Here is an 18464-nt window from a genome sequence, read left to right as displayed (position 1 = left end):
GTCACCCGTCCAGGCTAGGTGCGACGGCTGGAAGAACCCCGCAACGGCACGGCCCAATCACTCAGCACCAGTCGAAGTGCGCCGCGCGTCGCACCGACCGGGCGCGCCTGGGAGCAGCTCAGTCGTCGAAGAAGGCCGCGGCCGCACGGGCCTCGTACGCGACCTCGTCGAGGTCATCGCCCGACACGTTGACGTGCCCGACCTTCCGCCCCGGACGCGGCGCCTTGCCGTACGTGTGGATCTTCGCCGCCGGATGCGCCTGCATCGCCGCGGCGAAGCGCGCGTCCAAGGAGTCCGTCGCCGGCCCGCCGAGGATGTTGATCATCACCGCCCAGTCGGATGCCGCCTTGGCGGATCCCAGCGGAAGATCCAGGACCGCGCGCAGGTGCTGCTCGAACTGACCGGTCACCGCTCCGTCCTGAGTCCAGTGACCGCTGTTGTGCGGGCGCATCGCGAGCTCGTTCACGAGCACACGCTCATCCGTCGTCTCGAACAGCTCCACCGCGAGCATGCCGGTCACGTCGAGCCCCTCCGCGACACCGACGCCGATCCGCGCGGTGACCTCCTGCAGGCGGGCATCCTGGTGGGGCGCGGGCGCCACCACTTCGGCGCACACACCGCCCTTCTGCACGGTCTCGACCACCGGGTAGGCACGGACCTCGCCCGACGGGCGGCGCGCAACCTGCTGCGCCAGTTCGCGCGAGAAGTCGACGAGTTCCTCCACCAGCAGCGCCCCACCGTGGGCATCCTCGGCGAGCGCGGCGAACCAGTCGTCGGCTTCGGTCGCCGCCGACACGACGCGCACGCCCTTGCCGTCATAGCCGCCCCGCGGGGTCTTCACCACCGCGCGCCCGCCGTGGGTGTCGAGGAAGTCCTGCAGCGCGGCGCGTCCGGACACCGCCGCCCAATCCGGCTGCGGCATGCCGAGCTCGGCGAGCCGGGTGCGCATCTCGATCTTGTCCTGCGCGTACCGCAGCGCGTGCGGGCCGGGACGCACCGCGATCCCCGCGTCCACGAGGGCGTTCAAGACATCCTGCGGAACGTGCTCGTGGTCGAACGTGACCACGTCCACCTCCCGCGCGAAGGCGAGCACGGTCTCCGCGTCGCGGTAGTCGCCCACAGCGGTCGCGGCCAGCGAAGCGGCCATCCCCTCGGTCTCGGCGAGCACACGGATCTCGATCCCGAGCTCCACCGCGGGGGCGATCATCATGCGGGCCAACTGACCGCCACCGACAACTCCGACACGCAGCGCCATGCCGCTCCTTCCGACCGGTCCATTGTGTCTCACCGCGGTCCCGCCCCGCACCGCGCGAGCCCCGATCCGACGCTCAGGCCGGCGCGGCGGGCGCGGGCGGCCTCGGCGGAATCCCGGGATCCCCCGTCGGCGTGACGGTCTGCGCGTCGCGATGGGCGAGGATCTGGTTGACCTCCACCTGGTCGACCAGCGCCTCGTGCACGAGCGCCACGTGGGGGATGTTGCGGAGCCGCAGCGGCTCGTCCACCCCGTTGGAGAGGGTGAGCGTTCCGGCGCCCCACATCCGCTGGAGAACCCCACGACGCACGCCGATCGAGTAGCCGCGGACGTGGCTGAGTTCGCGGCGGCGCCGCACGAACACCCCGTGACGCTCGATCACCCGGCGCGTGGTGATCACATACGTGCGCGACCACCACGCCAGGAACGGCAGGAGGACGAGAAGGAAGACGATGACGGCCGCGGCGGTCAGCAGCATCCAGTTCTCGAACGGCGCCGGCAGGTTGCCGTAGAAGTAGCCGACGGCACCGGCGACGGCCAGCAGCACCAGGACCGACCAGAACAGCCGTCGGGCGTGCGGGCGCACCCTCGCGATGCGCAACTCCGGGGTCGGCGCGCCCGGAGCCGGCACAAGCGGCCTCGAGCCCGTCCCGATCGGCTGCGTCATGACCCCATCATGCCGCGAGCGCGAGAGATCGCGCGGATGCCGCGCCCAGCGTCAGCGCACGTGCACCACGTCGCCGGCCGAGACCGCGATGGGGTCGCCTCCGGCATCCACCACCAGTCGGCCCTCGACGTCGATGCCCGAGGCCTCTCCCGCGAGGGCCTCCCCGTTCGGCAACGCCACGGTCACCTGCTTGCCGACGGTCGCACAGCACCGCACCACGTCCGCGTGCAGTCCCGACACCGACGCGTCCCCCGCCGCCGTGACCAGCCCCGAGAGATGCCGGTCCAGCGCATCGAGGTAGTCCGCAAGAAGGCGATCGTCATCGACGTCGATCCCCGCGGAGAGGAAGGAGGTGGCCGTTTCGACCGGGAGCTCCGCGCGCGACATCCGCGTGTTGATCCCCGTTCCGATCACGACGCAATCGGGGTGGCTGGGCACGACCTCGGTGAGGATCCCGCACAGCTTCGCCCCGTCCAGGAGCACGTCGTTCGGCCACTTGAGCGTCGCCTCGTGCCCGCTGGAACCCAGCTGCGCGCGCACCGCCCGAACCAGCGCCGCGCCGGCGGCGAGCGGAATCCAGCCGCGCGCCGCGACCGGCAGATCCGGCACCCGGACGAGTGTGGACACCGCGAGCGCGGTTCCCGGAGGCGCCACCCAGGAGCGGTCCAGCCGCCCGCGACCGGCGCGCTGATCGGTGGTCACCAGCATCGACAGGTGCGGCCACAGCCCCGGCGCGTCACGGACACCCGCGATGACGTCGGCGTTCGTCGAATCGGTCGATTCCGTGACCTGCACGCGAGGGCTGAGCTCTGCAGTACGGGGATATCCGGCGGCGGGGATCGTCATGCGCCCACCGTACGCCGTCGCCCTCCGCCGCAGGCCGCTCTTCCCCTGGCCTCACGCCATCCGCTACGTTCCGCTCGACGCCTGATCGAACGCACCAACGACAGCGAGATCGGTTGTGCGAACCCTCCAACGGATCCGCGGGCGCCGCCGATAGGGTGGACTCCGTGACCGACGACATCGACCTCTCCACCACCGCCGGGAAGATCGCGGACCTGCGGGCGCGCTACCAGGAGGCGGTCGTGGAGGCGGAGAAGACCGCACACGACAAGCAGCACGCCAAGGGCAAACTCACCGCCCGCGAGCGGATCGAGCTGCTCGTCGACACCGGCTCATTCGTCGAGATCGACGAGTACGTGCGCCACCGCACGACCGCGTTCGGCATGGACCGCTCCCGTCCCTACGGCGACTCGGTCGTCACGGGCACCGGCACCATCCACGGTCGCGCCGTCGCGGTGTACGCGCAGGACTTCTCCACCTTCGGCGGTTCCCTCGGCGAGGTCGCCGGCGAGAAGATCATCAAGGTCATGGAGCTCGCGTTGCGAAGCGGGATCCCGATCATCGGCATCCTCGATTCCGGTGGCGCACGCATCCAGGAAGGCGTCGTCGCCCTCGGCAAGTACGGAGAGATCTTCCGCCTCAACACCCGCGCGTCCGGGGTGATCCCGCAGATCTCGATCATCATGGGACCCGCCGCCGGTGGCGCCGTCTACTCCCCCGCCCTGACGGACTTCGTGGTCATGGTCGACAAGAGCAGTCAGATGTTCGTCACCGGTCCGGACGTCATCAAGACCGTCACCGGCGAGGACGTCGGCATGGAGGAGCTCGGCGGCGCGCACACGCACAACACCCGCTCCGGCGTCGCGCACTACCTCGCCGACGACGAGGACGACGCAATCGACTACGTCCGCGCCATGCTCGGGTATCTGCCCGACAACAACATGGCCGAACTCCCCGTCTACGAGACCGAGTTCGAGTTCGAGACCACCGATTCCGACCGCGCGCTGAACGCGGTGATCCCCGACTCCCCCAACCAGCCCTACGACATCCACACCGTCATCGAGGGCGTGGTCGATCAGGGCGAATTCCTCGAGGTGCAGCCCCTGTTCGCCCCGAACATCGTGATCGGGTTCGGTCGCATCGAGGGGCGCTCGGTCGGCATCATCGCCAACCAGCCCTCGCAGATGGCCGGCACTCTCAACATCGATGCGGGTGAGAAGGCGAGCCGCTTCGTGCGGTTCTGCGACGCCTTCTCGATCCCCATCGTCACCCTCGTCGACGTGCCGGGTTACCTTCCGGGCACCGACCAGGAGTGGACCGGCGTCATCCGTCGCGGCGCCAAGCTCCTCTACGCCTACGCCGAGGCGACCGTGCCACTGGTCACCGTCATCCTGCGCAAGGCCTACGGCGGTGCGTACATCGTGATGGGCTCGAAGCAGCTGGGCGCCGACGTGAACCTCGCCTGGCCGACGGCGGAGATCGCCGTCATGGGCGGCCAGGGGGCGGTCAACATCCTCTACCGCGGCGAGATCAAGCGTGCCGCGGAAGCCGGCGAGGACGTCGCCGCCGTGCGCACGAAGCTGGCCACCGAGTACACCTACAACGTCGCGTCGCCGTTCCTCGCGGCCGAGCGCGGGGAACTCGACGGCATCATCGAACCCGCGCAGACGCGCGTGTCGATCGCCAAGGCGCTCCGGGCGCTGCGGGGCAAGCGGGCCAGCCTGCCGCCGAAGAAACACGGGAACATCCCGCTGTGACCGGCCGCGACGACACCGCCGACGCCGACCCCGGCGTCGCCATCGACGTGCGCCGCGGCAACCCCACCGACGAGGAGCTTGCCGCTCTGATCGCGGTGCTCTCGGAGGCGTACCGCACCGAGGTCGACGAAGCGACGGCGCCCGTGCCCCCGCAGCGATCGGCGTGGGAACTCACCCAGCGCGGATTGCGCGCCCCCCTGCGCCGCGACCTCGGGTGGCGACAGGGCGGTTGGCAGCACGGCTGCTGATCGCATTCGGCTGATTCCCAGCTCTTGTCCCCCGAAATACCTACAGACGGCCTGTCGCGGTCGCCACATACTTGAAGAGCTGGAACGCTGCGGCGTTCGGCTGACCTGCCTCCGCATCGCGGACTCGTCAGGTTCGGCCCCTGCGGACGGTTTTCGGGTAATCGTCCGCCCAGGCGGGGAGCAGGCGTCATCGCCGCTCCCCGCCTCTTTTTCCGCCGTCCTGCCGGTCAGCGGCGGGGGTGGGCGATCTCGCGCCAGAGATCCACGGCGTCTTCGTCCGAGAGCCCCGCGCCCGACCCGGAGCGGCCCACGACGGTGACGGCGACGCTCTCGTGGGGAGAGGTGCGCACGTACAGGCGTTCCGATGTGGCCTGGCTGAGGGTCTCGGCCAGCTGACCGCGGATGATCGACAGGGTGACGTCGTCCACGCGATCCAAGCCGCCTTCATCGAGGACGGTGACGCTGGCCCCTCGACGCCGCAGCCGCTCGAGTTCGGCGCGCACGGCGTCGTCGAGCAGGCGGGGTCCGCGCAGCTCGTCGCGCAGACTTCCCTCCGCGATCCGGGCGCCGAGCCGCTCGTCTTCGGTGAGTCTTCCCCGTTCGGCGACGACCCGCATGAGAACGGGGCCGGCGATCGCCAGCGCCCGCTGCACCTTGGTGCGGCGCTCGCGCTGCCGCACGCTCTGCGACGCTTCCACGCCCGAGGCCTGCCGCTGGAGCTTGGTCAGTTGGGCGGTGTCGCGCGCGGCGCGGTCGAGCGAGAGCATGAGCATCTGAGCAACGGCCACCCACACGACCGAGCCGACCAGCCCGAGCCCGAGGGCCGTGAGCGGCCCCATCCACACCGCTGCGGTGACACCCAGGGCCACGATTCCCAGCCACGCGATCCACGGTCGACGCCGGACCATCACCACGACCATGAGCGCGCCGATGCCGCCGAGGTACCACGTCGCGTACGGCGCCGTCACATGGTCGATCCCCACCGCGAGCGACAGGGCGTTCGGCACGACGATGGCCGCCCCGAGGGCGAGGCCGGCCGCCCAGCCGGGCAGTCTGCCGGTGCTGCGTGCGGCATCGAGGGCCGTGTCCACGCCGTCGCCGTCCACCTCGGGGATGGGCTCCGTCCCGGCGCTCGCTCCTCGGCGCGGTTCCCAGAGGACGACGATCCACGTCGTGCCGAGATAGACGAACAACGCCACGACGAGAAGCCCCGGAAGCGGGACCGGCGCGGTCCACCACAGACCACGCGCGGCGAGGTAGGCCGTGAACGCCAGGGCGAGCCCGACGAGGATGTTGCGCACGCTCATCACGCCGACGTCACCCCCGCCCACTCCAGGCGCACCCGGGTGCCGTCGGCCCCGGAACTGACGACGCCGACGCCGCTGACCGCTGCCATCCGGGCGATGATCGACGCCCGGATCCCGAGGCGGTCATCCGGCACCGCGCCCACGTCGAAACCGGCGCCGTCGTCGCGGACCTCCACCACCACCACGACCGGGTCGCCGTCGGCCTCGAGCGACACCTCAAGACCCTCGCCCGCGGCGTGTTGCAGGGAATTGGACACCGCCTGGGTCGCGGCCAGCACGAGCGAGCGAGCGACTCGGCCCGGCACGTCGGCCGCGTCGGGCGCGACCCGGCGTCGGACGGTGAGGCCGGCCCCCATCTCGTGGGCTCCCGCCTCGATCTCGTCGGCGATGCTGTCGGGGGTCCGGCCCGCGTCGCTGCCCTCGCTCGCGTCGCGGTCGGTGTTCGCGAGCCGGGTGAGGGCTTCACGCGCCATCGACACGGCGAGCGCCTGCTCGCGCGGGGTATCGGCACGCTCGGCGGCGATGAGGGCGGCCAGGACACTGTCATGCATGAGGGCCGCGACCGCGACGCGCTCATCCTCGGCGGCGTCGGCGGCCGCGGCTCGCGCATAGAGATCGACCGCGCGGGTGCGTGTCTCGTCGACGTTCGTGGCGATCGAGCGAAGCAGCCAGCCCAGCGTGATCAGCACGCCGCCGAGGATGAGCGCGAACGACACATCCAGGGCGAGGGAGAGCCAGAAGGACGGATCGAAGGCGCCGCCGATGAGGCGGATGACCCCGAACATCAGGGGCGCGAGGATGGTCCATGCGATCTGCGCCGGCAGAGGCAGCACCAGAACGCTCGCGACGGTGGCGACGTTGATGAGGAACCAGATCCACGGCTGCTCGGTCGGCGACGTGTAGAGGCCGACGTTCACGATCGGGAAGACGACGAGCACGACCGCGAACACGCCGATGAACACCCCCGCCGTCACCCGCACCGCACGGCCCACGACGCAGGCCACGAGCATCGCGGCGAGACTTCCGAAGGTCACCACCACGAGGGCGTTCTGCGCGACGGTGCCGGTGGCGAGGGTCCCCAGCGCCGAGATCAGCCCCTGCAGGCCGAGGAAGACCGACCCCAGCGCGATGGCGATCTGCAGCACGCGTTCGATGCGATGTCGCGTGAACGACCCGAGGTCGGGCTCGGCCCCGCGCAGGCGCGGCAGCCTCCCCCAGGCTTCATCGACCGCGGAGGAATCGGTGCGGGAGCGGGGCGATGTCATCGCGCGCCCTCGGCGTCGGCGTGACGGTCGAGCAGCCCGTCCTCCACGGCGCGATGAAGCAGGTCGATCTTCGTCGGGGCGGGACGCCCCACGTCGACGTACTTGGTCCGCACCCGGGTGATGTTCTCCTTGGCCGTCGAGTAGGCCACCCCCAGGCGCTCCGCGACGACTTTCAGCGGCAGGCCGGCCGCGTACAGCCGCAGCACGTCGCGTTCGCGGGCCGAAAGCTGCGCGTCGGCGAAGGCGCGATCGCCTTCCACCGCGCTGGCCCATTCGACGTTGTTCAGCGGCTCCCCCTGCGCCACGCTCGACACGGCATGGAGCACGTCGTCGATGCGGGAGGACTTGGAGACGATCCCGGCCGCACCGGCGGCGAGCGCCTCACGCACCGAGGCGGGGCGGTCGGCGACGCTGTGGATGATCACGCTCGACCCGTCTGCGACCAGACGGGTGACGTTCTCGGTCACGGTCGACCCGTCGCCGAGCGTCAGGTCGAGGACGACGACGTCGGCGGGTCGGACCCGCTGCTCCTGCCGCCAGGAAAGGTACTCCGCAACGGTGCTTCCGGAGAACACCACCGTCGCCGAGCCTTCGCGCGCGCAGCCCGCTTCGAGACCGAGTCGCACCGACTCGTGGTCGTCGATGAGCGCCACCCGTGTCATGCGATCACCTTACCTGTGAGAACGCTCAGACACCGGCGCGCACCGCGCAGTGGCGCGTGCGGTGCCACGCGAACGACGCGACCCCGAAGGGTGGACGCTCAGCGTCGGAGCACCGCGACGGCCTCGACGTGGTGGGAGTTCGGGAACAGGTCGTACGCGTCGATCCGGTCGGCGAGATACCCGGCGTCGCGGAAGGTTCCGAGGTCGCGCGCCAGCGCGACCGGGTCGCACGCGACGTAGACGATCGTGCGCGGACCGAGGGCGGCGACATCCTCCACCACGTGGCGGCCTGCACCCGATCGGGGCGGATCCAGCAGGACGACGCCGCGGGCCAGTCGCGCGCGCTGGGCGTCGGTGGCGGATGCGCGCAACGCCGCGACCCAGCGGTCGACCCGCGCCGTCTCGGCCCGCGCGCCGACCCATTCCGAGAGGTTGTGTCCCGCGTGCTCGGTGGCGCGTTCGTCGGATTCGACGGAGGTGATCCGGGCCGCCTCGCCACCGAGGACGCCCAGCGTCGCGGCGAACAGACCGACGCCGCCGTAGAGGTCCAGATGCCATCCCTCGGGGTCGACGGGAGCGTCGTCGCCGGCGCCGTCGACCAGTCGGCGCGAGACGGCGTCGGTGAGCGTGTGGGCGGCCAGCCGGTGGACCTGCCAGAAGCCCCCCGCGTCCACGCGGAAATCGCGCCCGCCGACGCGCTCGATGATCACCTCGCGCGCGGCGCGGGACCGCTCACCGGACGGCCGCGGCACGATCCGCACCGCACAGTCGGCGGCTTCGACGAGATCGAGGCGTCCGGGCCGGGCGCCGGTGAGACCCGCGAGGGCGCGCTCGACGGCCGGTGTGGCCAAGGGCATCGTCTGCACCGGGATGACGCGGTGGCTCCGCTGCGCGTAGGGCCCGACGGCGCCGTCGTCGTCGACATGGAGACTCACCCGCGTGCGCCATCCGCCGCCGTCGACCGTCTCATTGGCCACGACGGCGCCGTCGGCGTCGCGCAGCGGCGTGGCCGGTGAGATCGTGACCGGCAGGTCGAGTCGGCCGATGCGGGCCAGGGCATCGCGGACCACGTCGAGCTTCAGCGCGCGCTGGGCGGCGAGATCGATGTGGCCGAAGTCGGCCCCGCCCGGACGCTGCTCGGGGGGGACGCCGATGTCGGCGGGCGCCCAGATATGCGGCCGACGCGACGGGGCGGCCTCCACGACCTCGAGCGCCTCGGCACGCCAGAAGGACTTCTTCGACGTCTCGGTCAACCGCGCCCGGATCCGCTCGCCGGGGATCGCATCCGGGACGAAGACGACCCGACCCTCGTGCCGGGCGACGAAGACGCCGCCGTGGGCGACTCCGGTGATCTCGAGGTCGATGATGCTGCCGACGTCCATGCCTCGAGCCTGTCACAGCTATCGTCGTCGCATGCGCGTGTGCCTCGCTTCGACCTCGCCCGCCCGTCTCATGCTGCTCACGCAAGCGGGGATCACACCGGAGACGGCCGCTCCGGACGTCGACGAGGAGGCCGTGGTCGCCGCGGTCGAAGCCGCGGAGGCCCGCACCCTCCTCCCCGACGAGCACGTGCTGCTGCTGGCCCGCCGCAAAGCCGCCGACGTCGCCGCGCGGATCGCCGCCGAGCAGCCGGATTTCGACGGCATCGTCATCGGCGGAGACTCGATGTTCGAGCTCGACGGCGAAATCCTCGGCAAGCCCTACACCCCCGAGAACGCGACAGCACGATGGCACGGGATGCGTGGCCGCACCGGAGTCCTCCACTCGGGTCACGCGGTCTTCCGGCTGGCACCCGGCGAGCCCGCCCGCGAGGCGCACGCGGTGGCGGAGGCCTCGGTGACCTTCGCCGACGACGTCACCGACGCGGAAGTGGCCGCGTACGTCGCCACCGGCGAGCCCCTCCTGGTCGCCGGCGCGTTCACGGTCGACAGTCTCGGCGGGCCGTTCATCACCCGCGTGGAGGGCGACCCGTCGACCGTGGTGGGGATGTCGTTGTCGACTCTGCGACGCCTCACGCGCCGTCTCGATGTGGAGTGGACCTCACTCTGGAGCGCCCCCACCGCGTGAGGCGTCCATCCTGGCGACCGGAGCGCGCGCGGGGCGTTGTACGAGGAAGACCACGTTTATTCATGGGTTTTGTAAGAACCAGTCAAAAGGACCTCGTGCACCGTCGGTAGGCTGACATCCATGCCTCGAATCGCCAAGGTCCTCATCGCGAACCGCGGCGAGATCGCCGTCCGCGTCATCCGCGCCGCGCGTGACGCCGGCAAGTCCTCCGTCGCCGTCTACGCCGATCAGGATCGCGATGCGCTGCACGCGCGTCTCGCCGATGAGGCATACGCCCTCGACGGGTCCACCAGCGCCGAGACCTACCTCTCCATCGACAAGATCCTCTCGGTGGCGCGACGCTCGGGCGCCGACGCCGTGCACCCCGGTTACGGATTCCTCGCCGAGAACGCCGACTTCGCCCGCGCCGTCATCGGCGCGGGCCTCATCTGGATCGGCCCCTCTCCGGAAGCGATCGAGGCCCTCGGCGACAAGGTCACCGCCCGGCACGTGGCCGAGAAGGTCGGTGCCCCGCTCGCCCCGGGCACCCCCGGCCCGGTCGACGGCGCCGCGCAGGTCATCGAGTTCGCCCGCGAACACGGTCTGCCGATCGCCATCAAGGCCGCGTACGGCGGCGGCGGACGCGGCCTGAAGGTCGCGCGCGAGTTCGACGAGGTCGCCGAGCTGTTCGAGTCGGCCACGCGCGAGGCGATCGCCGCGTTCGGTCGGGGCGAGTGCTTCGTGGAGAAGTACCTCGACAAGCCGCGGCACGTCGAAACCCAGTGCCTCGCCGACGCCGCCGGCAACGTGGTCGTCGTCTCCACGCGCGACTGCTCGCTGCAGCGGCGCCACCAGAAACTCGTCGAGGAAGCACCCGCGCCCTTCCTGACCGACGAGCAGAATCGCGTCCTCTACGACGCGTCGAAGAAGATCCTGCGCGAGGTCGGCTACCTCGGCGCCGGAACCTGCGAGTTCCTCATCGGCGCCGACGGCACGATCTCCTTCCTCGAAGTCAACACCCGCCTGCAGGTCGAGCACCCGGTCTCGGAGGAGGTCACCGGCATCGACCTCGTGCGTGAGCAGTTCCGCATCGCCGAGGGCGAGGAGATCGGTTACGACGATCCGGCCCCGGTCGGTCACTCCATCGAGTTCCGCATCAACGGCGAGGACCCGGGCCGCGGCTTCCTGCCGCAGCCGGGCCCCATCCACGTCTTCAAGACCTTCGGCGGCCCCGGCATCCGCCTCGACTCGGGCGTCACCGCCGGCGATGCGGTCTCGGGCGCCTTCGACTCACTCCTGGGCAAGATCATCGTGACCGGACGCGACCGCGCCGAGGCGCTCGAGCGCTCCCGCCGCACCCTCGACGAGTTCGAGGTCGCCGGCATGCCCACCGTGCTGCCCTTCCATCGCAAAGTCGTCAGCGACCCGGCCTTCACCGCCGCAGACGGTCGGTTCGGCGTCTTCACCCGGTGGATCGAGACCGAGTTCGTCAACGACATCCCGGCATGGGACGGCGAACTCGACACGCCGCAGCCGGAGGAGGGCCGCCACACGGTCGTCGTCGAGGTCGGCGGCAAGCGCCTCGAAGTGAGCCTGCCCGACCGCGTCGTCTCCTCGGCGCCGCAATCCGGCCGACCCGCCGTCGCACCGCCGTCGCGACGCTCGCACGCCGCGGCTGTCTCCGGAGGCGGCGCGAGCGGAGATGCCGTCAAGGCTCCCATGCAGGCCACGATCGTGAAGCTCGCCGTCGCCGAAGGTCAGGAGGTCGTCAAGGGCGACCTGATCGTCGTGCTCGAGGCCATGAAGATGGAACAGCCCATCCAAGCCCACAAGGACGGCGTCATCGGCGCGGTCAACGCCACCCCCGGCACCACCGTCTCAGCCGGACACCAGCTGATGACCATCGCCTGACGCGGAACCGCCCCCGGGCATCCCGTCGTCGATGTCGGAGAATCACCCGGATGTCGGATGATTCGACGCGCATCCTCCGACATCGGCGCGCATCTCCGACATCGGCGTGCGTGCGAGTCAGGCGTCGTCTTCGCCGTGGTCGACGATGTGCATCGCGCGCGTCGCGTCGGTGATGCTCGTCGACAGCGACGGATAGACCGCGAAGACACGTGAGACCTGGTCGACGGTGAGGCGCCGCTCGACGGCGATCGCGAGCGGATAGATCAGCTCGGAGGCCTTCGGGGCGACGATCACACCACCGATGACCGTGCCGCTCCCCTGCCGCGCGATGATCTTCACGAACCCGTCGCGGATGCGCTGCATCTTGGCGCGCGGGTTCGCCGCGAGCGGCAGCTTGTGCACGACCCCGTTGATGGCGCCATCGGCGATGTCCTGCTCGGAGTAGCCGATCGTCGCGATCTCGGGTGCCGTGAAGATGTTCGCGGTGATGCGTCGCTGCTCGAGCGGGATCACGACGTCGCCGAGCGCGTGGAAGACCGCCTGGCGGCCCTGCATGGAGGCGACCGACGCCAGCGGCACGAAGGTCGTGCAGTCGCCGGCGGCGTAGATGTTGGGCACCGAGGTGCGGGCGACCCGGTTGACCCGGATGTGCCCGGACGGCGTCATCTGCACGCCCGCGTCCTCGAGTCCGATGTCTTTCGTGTTCGGGATCGAGCCGACCGCCATGAGGCAGTGGCTGCCCTCGACGACACGCCCGTCGGAAAGGGTCACCGTCACCCCGTCGCCGGTGTTCTCGACCGTGTCGGCGCGGGATTTCGACAGCACCGTCATGCCCCCGCGCTTGAAGACCTTCTCGAGCACGGCCGCGGCATCCTGGTCCTCGCCCGGAAGCACCTGGTCGCGCGAGGAGACCAGGGTGACCTTCGACCCGAGGTTCATGTAGGCCGACGCGAACTCGGCGCCCGTCACCCCCGAACCGACGACGATGAGGTGCTCGGGAAGTGCCTTCATGTCGTACAGCTGGGTCCAGGTGAGGATGCGTTCGCCATCGGGTCGCGCGCTGGCCAGCTCGCGCGGCGACGCACCCACCGACACGACGAGGGTGTCGGCTTCGACGCGGTCGAAGTCGGTGCCCCCGGGGCCGGTGGAGACGACGACCGCAGAGTCGCCCTCGAGGCGACCGTGGCCGTTGATGATGCGCACGCCCGCGTCGGCGAGCTGCTGACGCATGTCGTCCGATTGCTGGCGGGCCAGCGAGAGCAGACGCTTGTTGACCGCCGCGAGGTTGATCGCGATCTCCGGCTTGAGGGGCCTGCCCTCCGCCCCCTTCGCGAACAGCTGCACGCCGAGGTCGCCGGCTTCCGCGATCGAGACCGCGGCGTCTGCGGTCGCGATGAGCGACTTGGACGGCACGACATCGGTGATCACCGCCGAACCGCCGACACCGGCGCGCTCGACGAGGGTCACATCCGCCCCCAGCTGCGCGGCCGACAACGCCGCCTCATAGCCACCGGGGCCACCCCCGATGATTGCGACGCTCTGTGTCTGCTCGAAGCTCAACGACGACATGGCTCCATTGTTCCAGTCCCGCGGACGCGCCACGAACGCGTCCTTCCTGGCGGCGACGCCCCGGCGTTCCTAAAGTAGGGACATGCACGACGAGTCCCGCCACCCTCTCGACGACCCGAACACCGACCCGTTCGAGGTCGCCGCGGCCGCCGCCGCCGACATCGCGCGCCTCACCGGCGCGGCATCGCACGACATCGCCCTCACCCTCGGCAGCGGTTGGGGCAAGGCCGCCGACCTCATCGGCGAGACCACGGCCACCATCCCCGCCACCGAGGTCACCGGATTCAGCAAGCCGGCACTCGAAGGGCACGTGGGGACGCTGCGCAGCATCCTCACCGCCGACGGACGGCGCGTGCTCGTCATCGGGGCGCGCACCCACTTCTACGAAGGACACGGCCCGCGCCGCGTCGTGCACAGCGTGCGCACCGCCGCAGCCACCGGCGCGCGCACCATGGTCCTCACCAACGGCGCCGGCGGCATCCGCCACACGTGGAAACCCGGCCAGCCCGTGCTCATCAGCGACCACATCAACCTCACCGGCGCCTCACCTCTGGAGGGCGCGACCTTCGTCGACCTCACCGACCTGTACTCCACGCGTCTTCGTGATGTCGCACGCCGCATCGACCCGACCCTGGACGAGGGCGTCTACTGCCAGTTCCGCGGCCCGCAGTACGAGACCCCGGCCGAGGTGCAGATGGCGAAGACCTTCGGCGGCCACATCGTCGGGATGTCCACGGCTCTCGAGGCGATCGCCGCACGCCAGGCCGGCATGGAGATCCTCGGCTTCTCGCTCATCACCAACATGGCCGCCGGCATCCAGACCACCCCCCTCAGCCACGCCGAGGTCATCGAGGCCGGCCGCGAGGCCGAGCCGGTCATCAGCGACCTGCTCGCCCGCGTCGTGGCGGCCCTGTGATCGCGCCCGATCGCCCCGTCCCGAGCGTCGAGGAGGCCGCCATGGACAGCACCGCACACGAGGATCTGCTCGACCGGGCCCGCGCGTGGCTCGCGCAGGATCCGGATCCGGACACCCGCGCGGAGCTTCGGGCGCTGCTCGAAGCCGCGGAAGTCGGCGACGCCGATGCGCTGGATGCCATCCACGACCGCTTCGCCACGCGCCTGGCCTTCGGCACGGCCGGACTGCGCGGCGAACTGGGCGCCGGCACGAACCGCATGAATCGCGTCCTGGTCGCACAGGCCGCGGCCGGACTGGCCGCCTACATCGCCGAACGGGCGGGCGTGGCCGCCGCCGAGGACGAGGGGGCGGCGCCTGCCCCGCTGCGCCCTGAGGCACCGGTGGTCGTCGTCGGCTACGACGGTCGCCGCAACTCCGACGTGTTCGCGCGGGACTCCGCGGAGATCTTCGCGGGAGCAGGTCTGCGCGCGGTGCTGCTTCCGCGGATGCTGCCCACCCCCGTCCTCGCCTTCGCCGTGAGGCACCTGTCCGCGGCGGCCGGCGTCATGGTCACCGCCAGCCACAATCCCCCCAACGACAACGGATACAAGGTCTACCTCGGCGGCGACGACGAGGGCTCGCAGATCGTCAGTCCCGCCGACGCCGAGATCGCCGCGCACATCCAGCGGATCGCCGATGCGGGCGACATCGCCGCGCTCCCCCGGTCGCTGGCGTTCGAGACGGCACCCGAAGAGCTCGTCACCGCCTACATCGAGGCGACCGCCGCCGTCGCCCCCGCTCCCGAGAGCGCGGAGGGGATGACGTGGGTCTACACCGCGATGCACGGCGTGGGCTGGGAAACGCTCTCGGCGATCGTCGAGCGCGCGGGCTATCCCGCTCCGATCGTGGTGCCCGCACAGATCGAACCCGATGGATCGTTCCCGACCGTCGTCTTCCCGAATCCCGAAGAACCCGGCGCGATGGATCTGTCCTTCGCCGCCGCCGACGAAGCTCAGGCGGACTTCGTCATCGCCAACGACCCCGACGCCGACCGGCTCGCCGTGGCCCTCCCCGATCCGACCGGCGGGTGGCGGCGCCTGACCGGCAACGAGATCGGTCTTCTCCTCGGCTGGCGCGCCGCACGCCTGGCCCAAGATTCCGACGGACCGCGCGGCTCGCTTGCGTGCTCCCTGGTGTCCTCGCCGGGCCTGCAGGCCGTCGCCGAGGCGCACGGCCTGGACTTCCACGCCACGCTCACCGGCTTCAAGTGGATCTCCCGCGCCCCGGGAATCGTCTTCGGCTTCGAAGAGGCGCTGGGCTACCTCGTGAACCCCGAGACCGTTCGCGACAAAGACGGGATCTCCGCCGCCGTCGCGGTGCTGGGCCTCGCCGCCGACGCCCGCCGCGCGGGCCGCACCCTCGCCGATCTGCTCGCCGAGTTCGACGAGACCTTCGGGGTGTTCGCCAGCGACCAGGTATCGGTGCGCACCGACGACGTCGCCGCGGTCGGAACCATGATGAGCGCGCTCCGCGCCCAGCATCCCGAGTCCCTCGGCGGGGTGCCGGTCACGCAGGTCGACGATCTCCTGGAGGGGGTGGACGGGCTCCCGCCCGGCGACGTGCTGCGCCTGTGGTTGGACGACGGATCGCGCGTCATCGTGCGGCCGAGCGGCACCGAGCCGAAACTGAAGGTCTACCTCGACGTCCGCGCTGAGTCCGCCCAGGAGGCCACCGAGCGGCTGGCGAACCTCGCCGACGGCGCCCGCGTCCTGCTCGACGGCCTCGCCTGAGACGCCGCGGCCCGCTACCGGAAGGACCTGCACCGGCGACCGCGTGCACGAACTCAGGCTCAGCCCCTCCGGCACCGGCGTGTCGGCCGCAGTCACGGCTGTCCAGCCTGAGTTGTGGCCCCCGCCGGGCAGGCGGGTGACCGGGGCCGGGGCCGGGGCGGGGCGGGGAGCCGGGTGGATCAGCCGTCGATGACGGCGACCAGCTCGTCGAGGAACGAGGTGAAATCGGTGCCGCGGCGGACGATGCGCTGCACGCTCTCGCGCTCGCTGAAGACCTCGACGAACTGCTCGAAGACGGTCTGGAAGGCCTCGCGGTCGCTCTCCGAGAAGGCGACGAAGGCGACGACCTGCACCCGGCCGTCTCCCCACGGGATGGACGGGTCGGCGATGCCGATGGCGATCGCGGTGCGCGAGGCGGTCATCCCCATCGCATGCGGCACGGCCAAAGCGTCGGTGAACGCCGTCGAGGAGAGCTGCTCGCGCTCGATCGCGCGGTCGACGTACTCGGCGTCGATCGCTCCGAGATCGACCAGGCGCCCGCCGAGGTCTCGGATGACACCCTCTGTTCCCGCCGTCGCGTCGAGACCGCGGAGGAAAGCGGAGGGGGCGAAGTAGCGCTCGATGTCGGCGCGCAGCCTCGCCAGACGCCGCGCGCGTCGGACCCGTCCGGCTGCGGCCTGCACGCGATCCACGTCGCCTTCGGTGAGGAACGGCTGCACGCGGATCGCACGGTCACTGGGCATCGGCGGGTCGATCGTGGTGAGGACGAGATCGGTGTCGAGAGACCGCCAGTCCGGGTCGGCTCGCGTCTCGACGCCGACCACCTCGATCGAGCGGCCGAGGGACCGGTCCACGCTGGAGCGGAGAAGCTCGTGCAGCTCGTAGTACCCGGGGCATACGATCGTCGCCGTCAGCAGCTGGTCCGCGCGACGGCTGCGTTCCAGGCGCCCGCCGACGTGCATGGCGATGTAGGCGATCTCGTCGTCGAGGAGGGGGATGCCCAGCGATGTGTTCAACCCGCTGGCGATGAAGACCGCGACGTCGAAGATCATCGGGTATGTCGATTTCAACGACCGCGTGAGGGGGTTCCGCGACCACGCCTGCTCCTTCGCCCGCGCCCGAAGGTTCTGCACGTGCAACGCCAGACGGAGGATGAAGTCGTCGTGGGCGATGTCGACGAGGAACTGCGCGGCCGCCTGTTCGACGACCTCGCGGACCGCCTGCTCGACCTCCGGATCGAGTCGTCCGCGCACGGAGGGGGCGGACGCACCGGGCGCGACCACGCGGGTCAGCACCAGGGTCGCGAGGTGGTACTGGTCTCCCGCGCCGAGCGACACCCCGAGATGCTGCTCGCACAAGCGTCCGAGGATGGCTTCGACCGCCTCGTTCGAATCCTGCGACTCGTGTGCGATCGCGTCGAGTCCGCGGTTCTGCGCGACCCGGTCCGCGGCGATGGCGATGTGCATGACGACGTCGGCGATGCCGAGCTCGTTGACGTAGTAGCCGAGTGCACCGAGCTCGGCGACCAGGTCGTCTTTGAAGGGCCCGAAGGCACGCGCGCCGACGGAGGCGTCGCCGAGCGTGCGCCGCAACGCCTCCAGATCGAAGGCGCCGGCGTCCATCTCGTCGTGCGCGAGGCGGCTGAGCAATCGCCGCTGCGCCATCTCGTTGCCCCGCAGACGCGCCGTCGACGCAGACCTCTCGAGCGTCAACTCGGTCCCGCCGAGCAGCGAGCGCACGCGCGCGAGGTCCGCCTCGAGCGTCGCTGGGCTCACATGCAGGTCGTCGGCCGTCTGGAACACGTCGATCCCGTCGGGATCCTCCAACAGCAGCCGAACCAGCCGGTGGAGCCGGTCTCGGGGCGTTCCCGCGTCACTGCCGGAACCCGCGCGCTGCGCCGCGCCGGCATCCGGCCCGGCTCGATATCCCTGCGGGCCGGATTCGATGGCGGTCCCGCCGCGGACCCGGGCATTGACCGCCGTGACATAGGAGCGGACACTGCGGGGCGTCACCCCGAGCGCATCGGCGAGCGTCGCCGCCGTGGCCCACTCGCCGTCCCGCACCAGGATGCCGAGCAGGCGATCCTGCCGTGCCTTCGTCAAGGTCTCTCCTCGCCTCTTCCACCCGCAAGTCTTCCATGAGCACCTTCCGGCCGGGCGGAAGGCGACGCCTTTCCTCCGGGGCGGAAGGAGGACTGGTTGTGGCGGGTTCAGCTGATCTCCAGAATCGAATCATCAGCGAGGAGTGTGGAT

The 18464-nt window shown here is 70.8% G+C and carries 15 protein-coding genes; 6 read left to right on the top strand and 9 right to left on the bottom strand.

Going from position 1 to position 18464, the window contains the following annotated elements:
- Positions 1-118: 118 nt before the first annotated feature.
- The 3 genes from RZO50_RS08500 to RZO50_RS08490 form a co-directional block, all read right to left on the bottom strand.
- A complete protein-coding gene (locus RZO50_RS08500) occupies positions 119-1255 on the bottom strand; it encodes a 5-(carboxyamino)imidazole ribonucleotide synthase (protein ID WP_322599284.1) in 1137 nt (378 codons plus the stop codon).
- 73 nt (positions 1256-1328) lie between these two features.
- On the bottom strand, positions 1329-1919 hold the full coding sequence (locus RZO50_RS08495; RefSeq protein ID WP_322599283.1) for a PH domain-containing protein: 591 nt from the start codon (positions 1917-1919) through the stop codon (positions 1329-1331).
- A gap of 51 nt (positions 1920-1970) precedes the next feature.
- Positions 1971-2765 (bottom strand): biotin--[acetyl-CoA-carboxylase] ligase, encoded by a 795-nt coding sequence (locus RZO50_RS08490; RefSeq protein WP_322599282.1) that lies wholly within the window; start codon positions 2763-2765, stop codon positions 1971-1973.
- Between the two features lie 164 nt (positions 2766-2929).
- Between RZO50_RS08490 and RZO50_RS08485 the strand changes: the two genes are divergently transcribed.
- Positions 2930-4519, top strand: a complete 1590-nt coding sequence (locus RZO50_RS08485; protein WP_322599281.1) for an acyl-CoA carboxylase subunit beta — start codon at positions 2930-2932, stop codon at positions 4517-4519.
- Positions 4516-4767 carry an acyl-CoA carboxylase subunit epsilon gene (locus RZO50_RS08480; protein WP_322599280.1) on the top strand — a complete coding sequence of 84 codons (252 nt, stop codon included), beginning with the start codon at positions 4516-4518 and terminating at the stop codon, positions 4765-4767. Before RZO50_RS08485 ends, RZO50_RS08480 begins: the two co-directional genes overlap by 4 nt.
- A 227-nt stretch (positions 4768-4994) precedes the next feature.
- Here the strand turns inward: RZO50_RS08480 and RZO50_RS08475 are convergent, their stop codons facing one another.
- From RZO50_RS08475 to RZO50_RS08460, 4 genes are all read right to left on the bottom strand, one after another.
- The gene (locus RZO50_RS08475) at positions 4995-6074 is read right to left on the bottom strand and encodes a hypothetical protein (RefSeq protein WP_322599279.1); all 1080 of its coding nucleotides are present in this window, start codon (positions 6072-6074) and stop codon (positions 4995-4997) included.
- Entirely contained in the window at positions 6074-7339 is a 1266-nt protein-coding gene (locus tag RZO50_RS08470; RefSeq protein ID WP_322599278.1) for an ATP-binding protein, read from the bottom strand. The genes RZO50_RS08475 and RZO50_RS08470 overlap by 1 nt, the downstream gene beginning before the upstream one ends.
- The gene (locus RZO50_RS08465; RefSeq protein ID WP_322599277.1) at positions 7336-8001 is read right to left on the bottom strand and encodes a response regulator transcription factor; all 666 of its coding nucleotides are present in this window, start codon (positions 7999-8001) and stop codon (positions 7336-7338) included. The genes RZO50_RS08470 and RZO50_RS08465 overlap by 4 nt, the downstream gene beginning before the upstream one ends.
- A gap of 98 nt (positions 8002-8099) precedes the next feature.
- Positions 8100-9383: a class I SAM-dependent RNA methyltransferase gene (locus tag RZO50_RS08460; protein WP_322599276.1), complete on the bottom strand. Its 1284-nt coding sequence runs from the start codon at positions 9381-9383 to the stop codon at positions 8100-8102.
- A 31-nt stretch (positions 9384-9414) separates the two neighbouring features.
- On the opposite strand from RZO50_RS08460, the gene RZO50_RS08455 reads away from it, so the two are divergent.
- Positions 9415-10068, top strand: coding sequence for a Maf family protein (locus RZO50_RS08455; RefSeq protein WP_322599275.1), 654 nt, complete (start codon positions 9415-9417; stop codon positions 10066-10068).
- A 120-nt stretch (positions 10069-10188) separates the two neighbouring features.
- Positions 10189-11958, top strand: a complete 1770-nt coding sequence (locus RZO50_RS08450; RefSeq protein ID WP_322599274.1) for an acetyl/propionyl/methylcrotonyl-CoA carboxylase subunit alpha — start codon at positions 10189-10191, stop codon at positions 11956-11958.
- Positions 11959-12075: 117 nt separating this feature from the next.
- Here RZO50_RS08450 and RZO50_RS08445 read toward each other — a convergent pair whose 3' ends face one another.
- Positions 12076-13527 (bottom strand): NAD(P)H-quinone dehydrogenase, encoded by a 1452-nt coding sequence (locus RZO50_RS08445; protein ID WP_322599273.1) that lies wholly within the window; start codon positions 13525-13527, stop codon positions 12076-12078.
- Between the two features lie 82 nt (positions 13528-13609).
- On the opposite strand from RZO50_RS08445, the gene RZO50_RS08440 reads away from it, so the two are divergent.
- Positions 13610-14443, top strand: coding sequence for a purine-nucleoside phosphorylase (locus RZO50_RS08440; protein ID WP_322599272.1), 834 nt, complete (start codon positions 13610-13612; stop codon positions 14441-14443).
- Between the two features lie 41 nt (positions 14444-14484).
- Positions 14485-16212, top strand: a complete 1728-nt coding sequence (locus RZO50_RS08435) for a phospho-sugar mutase (RefSeq protein WP_322599271.1) — start codon at positions 14485-14487, stop codon at positions 16210-16212.
- 179 nt (positions 16213-16391) lie between these two features.
- On the opposite strand, the gene RZO50_RS08430 is transcribed toward RZO50_RS08435, so the two are convergent.
- Positions 16392-18314: a BglG family transcription antiterminator gene (locus RZO50_RS08430; protein ID WP_322599270.1), complete on the bottom strand. Its 1923-nt coding sequence runs from the start codon at positions 18312-18314 to the stop codon at positions 16392-16394.
- Between the last annotated feature and the right edge of the window lie 150 nt (positions 18315-18464).

The sequence above is a fragment of the Microbacterium xanthum genome, from assembly GCF_034531355.1.
Taxonomy (GTDB): Bacteria; Actinomycetota; Actinomycetes; order Actinomycetales; family Microbacteriaceae; genus Microbacterium; species Microbacterium xanthum.
This window is presented reverse-complemented; position numbering and strand designations above follow the sequence as displayed.